Here is a 4,861-nt window from a genome sequence, read left to right on the forward strand (position 1 = left end):
CGCGAGCACCCCCGGCGCGCCGAGCGCGCGGTGCGCCCCCGGCCTCGGCGCGGGGCCGGGGGCGGCGCCGCCGCGACGCGGAATCGCCGTGAGGAACAAAGGAATAAGGAGAAGCAGGCCGCCGAAGATGCCGAGGCGGTACCAGCGGTCGACCGGGAAGGAGATGGTGATCGGGCCGGTCGCGTCAGCCGGCAGCAGCCAGGCCTGCTGCCAGCCGTCGACCACCACCGGGTCGAGCGCGCGCCCGTCCGCCGTGTGCGCCCGCCAGCCCACGTTGGTGCTCAGCGGGAGCACGAGAAGCCTGTCGTCGGCGACGCTTTCGGCGCGGCCGAGTTCGACCAGCCCCCGGTCGATGTCGGTGCGCACCAGCTGGAGCCGGTCGACGCTGAACAGTTCGGTCGGCGAGACGACCACCTCGGGTTCCCCCGGCAGCACGGTGAATTCGGCCGCGCCGTCCCCTTCCGCGCCGCATACCCGCGCGACGACCGGTGCGCCGGAAAGGAATTCGGATGCCGTCGCCGTGACGGTCGTCGGCATGGTCGTCCCGGCCGTGGCCACCGTGGGTCCGGCCTCGCACGGCACCGTGACCAGCCGGTCCGCCGGGGCGGGCGCCGGATAGGACGGTCCGAGCACCTCGATCTCGGCCAGTCCGGGCGGCTGGGTCTGCGCGAATCCCAGTGCGGTGCGGTCGAGCACGCTCTTCCAGCTGTGGATGCTGATCTCGATCCGGTCGGTCACCACCGGATGCAGTTCGATCCTGGCGGGCGTGCCGGGCTCGCGGTCCGGGTCGAGTTGCCGAACCTGCGGTCCCGCACCGAGATCGACCGTCACGGCGGTGGGTTCGGCGGGCAGGCTGCCAAGCGAGGTGGTCAGGTCGAGGCCGGTGACCAGGGCGGGCTCGGGCAGTTCGACGGTCAGCGTCGGTTTGCCCGCCGCGTAGCCGCGCACCGAGTCCTCGGGGGCGATCCAGCTGGTGCGCGGGTCGCCGTCGGTGGCGGCCCAGGCCGAGCCGCGCAGGTCGCCCACATCGGCGCGACCGCGGGCGACCGGACGCGCCGGATCGGTCAGCAGCGCCTCCAGCGCGGGGCCCTGCCGGGTGCGCACGGTCAGTTCCGGCGTCAACCGCATCGGCTCGGGAACCGCCAGGGTGCGGGAGAACACGCCCGGCTCCTCCGGGGCCAGCGCCAGGCCCTTGCTGCAGCGCACCCGTTCGGGACCGTCGAAACAACCACTGCGGCCGGGGAATTCCTGACCGAGATCCCAGCCGAGCACCTGCCCGTCGCCGGGGGTCGGCGGCAGCAGGGTGTGGTGGCGGATGTCGACGGCGCGCGGGTTGTCCCGGTCGGCGTAGTCCTCGAGCGCGAGCTCGCTGATGCCGAACTGTCCGCCCGCCGAGCCGCGTTCGGTGCGCAGCGCGGTGATGGTGATCCACTCGGTGCGGCCGGGTGGCAGCGGCATGGCGAACGGCTCGCCGGGGCCGGGCACCCGGGCGGACACACTGCCGTTCTCGGTGCGCGCCTCCACCCACTTCACCGGGTCGCCGATGGCCGCGCCGCTGGTGGTCAGCCGCAGCAGGCCGTTGGCGACCGGCTCGTCGAGGTCCAGCCGCAGCCACTGGCCGACGGCGACCTCGGTGCCGTTGCTGATCCACGCGGTCGAGGGGTCGCCGTCCACGGCGGCGGCGGTGGAACTGCCGGGGGAGGCACCGCCGAGCTGGGTGGCGTCGGCGGCGGAGCTTGAGGCGGTGATGGTCGCGCCGGACCAGCCGCCCTGCACCAGCTCGGCGCCCGCCACCGGATAGTCGGGGACGAGATTGTGGGTGCGGCGGGCGTCGTCGGGGCCGCGCAGCGCGGAGTTGTGATTGTCGACGCGGCCGAAGTCGGCCTCCCGGTTCATCGGGGTGTCGGTGACGGTGACCGGACCGACCGGGATTCCGGCGCGCTCGGCGTCGGCGGCCAGCAGGCTCGGCCCGGTGACGCCGAGATCGCGATTGCGCCGCTCCAGCACCTCGGGTCCGCCCTGCACCACCGGCACCCCGGCCAGCGGCACGGTGTAGGCGCCGGGGAAGGAATCGGGCGCGCCGGTGCCGGAGCGGACCGTGACGTCGTCCATGTCGGGGCCGCGCGGGACCTCCACCCGGTAGATCTCGACCGCGGGATAGGTGGGGCGAAGATCGCCGTCGGCCACCAGATCCTCGGCGATCACCGACGACTCGATGGGGCCGCCGAACTCGGCCACCCTGGTCAGGCCGGGCGATCCCTCGATCGCCTGATGGGCCAGCATGGGCCTGGTGGAGCGGCTGGTCTCCGGGTCGAGGTCGTTGCGCAGCACCAGCACGCCGATGCCCTGATCGGCCAGGGTGGCGGCCAGCCCGGCGGAGGGCCGGCCGTCGGCGATCAACCGCTGCACCGAATCCATGGCGCGGATGGTGCCCGGCGGGTTCAGCGGCACCGCGTCGCGCACCGCCCACGGCGTGCTCGCCAGCGCCTGCAACGGCTCGTCGCGGGTCAGGCCCCACACCTGGCTGCCGAACGGCGCACCCGGCACCACCAGCGCCCTGGTGTCGGCGGCGTTGTCGGCCAGCCATGCCGCGGTCTGCCGCCAGTACGACGGAATCTCGTCGTAGGCGCCGCGCGGGGCCAGCTTGCCGGTCCAGGCCAGCGAGGTCGACAGCACCAGCGCGGTCAGGATGAGCGCGGTGACCGCCACCATGCGGTCGCGCTCGGGGCGGGAGAACGCGGTCATCGCCTCGCGCCACGGCACCGTCACCGGCAGCGGCACCCGGCCGATCAGGTGGGCCAGGCCGAGCACCAGCGGGATGCGGATCAGCGGCTCCAGCTTGTGCACATTGCGCAGCGGCGCGCCGCCGGAGTCGAGGAACACCCGCACCGACTCGGCGAACGGACCGCTCAGCTCGCCGACGAAGCCCGCGCAGATGCCGACCAGGCCGACCAGCAGGATCAGGCTCAGCCGCCCGCGATGCGGCATCGAGCGCATCGCCAGCCCGGCCATGCCCGCGGCCGCCAGCAGCCCGGTCGCCAGCACCGCGGCGGGCTGGGTGACCAGCACCGCGCCCGCGATGCGCTCGGGGGAGACGAACGGCGTCCAGCTGTCGGTGCCGCGCAGCACCTCGGCCAGCGAGGCCCACTGCGTGGTGACGCCGGAGGATTCGATGTAGTCCAGGAACGGCGGGCTGACCGCGCCGAGCAGCAGCAGCGGCACCGCCCACCACAGCGTGGCCAGCAACAGCAGCGGCACCCAGGCCAGGGTGAACCGCCACCAACGCCGGTTCGGCCGGTAGGAGGCCCACCACAGCAGCGCGGGCAGGAACGCCGCGACCGTGGCCACCGCGTTCACCGCGCCCATCAACGCCAGCGCGACCGCGCTGCCCGCGGGCGAGTCCGCGCCGCCGCGCCGCGGCCGGCGGCTGGCAACGCCGCGCGGGGCGGGCGCGAGCAGCACCTAGGGCGCCAGCACCATCGGCAGCGTCTCCGAGGAGATCGAGCCGAGCGTGGTGAGGACCCTGGGGGAGAGCGTGTACGCGACCGCCGCGACGACCCGCGATCCCCGGCTGCCGATGCCGAGGGTCTCGGCCAGCCGGACGATGCCCCAGAACCCGGCGAGCAGCAGCAGCGCCCACCAGACGCGCTGGGTGACCCACGCGGGCAGGCCGAGCAGATCGCCGAGCGAGAAGAAGCTCCCGTGCGGGAAGAAATACCCGTACGCCTGGTTCTGGACCTGGCCCATCGGGGCCTGGCTGCTCCACAGATGCGAGGCGCGGTCGAGGAAACCCAGCGGATTCTGCGCCAGGTCGTATTTCGTGTCGGCGACCGTCAGGCCGGGCGCCTGCAGGAAGGAGAGCAGGAACGCCGCGACCACGGTCCCGGCGAACCAGCGTCTACCGAGCGGCGCGGCCCCGGGGCGATCGAAGGTGTCGCCACGGTCCGCGCCTCGGGTGCCGAGCGTGTCGGCGGATGAAGCGGAGGTCGACGACTCAGCGGCTGCCGTACTCAACGCTGTTCAGCAGCGAGGAGTCGGCATCGCCGCTACGGTCGATGTCCGGGCGCGAGTTCTGGGCGACCGCCGCGGTGATACCGAAGACCGCGATGGCGCCGATCACGGCACCGGCCACAGCACTCGCAATCCCGGGAACAGCAAACTTCATCGCGGTACTCCAATACGTCGTGACAGGCTATGTCGTGACCGACACACTGCGGGCCAACCTACCGCATGATCGGGCTCGCCCGCGCGAAAGGTCATTGGGAAGTCGCTCAATGCGCGGGCGTCCGGCAGTCCAGAGCTCCCAAGAAGGTGCGTAGTTTCGCGGTGGTCTCGTCCAGTTCTTCCCTCGGTTGCGAGGCCGCGACGATGCCGCCGCCCGCGTAGGCGCGCAGCGAGCGGCGGTCGGCCGACAGCTCGGCGCAGCGGATCGCGACCAGCCACGCGCCGTCGCCGCCTGCGTCGCACCAGCCGACCGCGCCGCCGTAGAAACCGCGGTCGCCCTCGTCTCTGGTGATGGCCTCCAGCGCGGCCGCCGTCGGCGTCCCGCACACCGCCGGGGTCGGGTGCAGCAGCACCGCCAGATCGAGCGCGGTGACCGAGGGATCGCGCAGCCTGCCGGTGATGGGCGTGGCCAGATGCCACACGTCGTGGGTCCGCACCAGTCGCGGCGCGTCGGGGATGTCCAGCTCGGCGCAGAGCGGGGCCAGGATGCCCGCGAGCCAGTCGACGACGTAGGAGTGCTCCTCCCGGTTCTTGGCGCTGGCCAGCAGGCCAGCCGCCAGTGCGGCGTGCGCCCGCCGGGGGGGCCCACCCCGCCAGCGTGCCCCCCCCCGCCCGTGCGGGGCGGGGAACCCCCCCC

General features: G+C 73.6%; 2 protein-coding genes and 1 pseudogene. All 3 read right to left on the bottom strand.

Translation table 11 applies throughout. The features are described from left to right. Positions 1-3,879, bottom strand: a pseudogene (locus QH283_RS03880) (alpha-(1->3)-arabinofuranosyltransferase domain-containing protein); the annotation flags it as partial. A gap of 115 nt (positions 3,880-3,994) precedes the next feature. Further along, a complete protein-coding gene (locus QH283_RS03885; RefSeq protein WP_280501642.1) occupies positions 3,995-4,165 on the bottom strand; it encodes a DUF2613 domain-containing protein in 171 nt (56 codons plus the stop codon). A gap of 106 nt (positions 4,166-4,271) precedes the next feature. Then, a partial coding sequence (locus QH283_RS03890) for a chorismate-binding protein (RefSeq protein WP_280501643.1) occupies positions 4,272-4,861 on the bottom strand: 590 nt, incomplete at its 5' end.

Origin of the sequence: Nocardia farcinica (genome assembly GCF_029867845.1) — a bacterium.
Lineage (GTDB): Bacteria > Actinomycetota > Actinomycetes > Mycobacteriales > Mycobacteriaceae > Nocardia > Nocardia farcinica_A.

Bases quoted from the DNA above. Each gene is read 5' to 3' on its own strand.
- QH283_RS03885 (WP_280501642.1), bottom strand. From the start codon at position 4,165: ATGAAGTTTGCTGTTCCCGGGATTGCGAGTGCTGTGGCCGGTGCCGTG.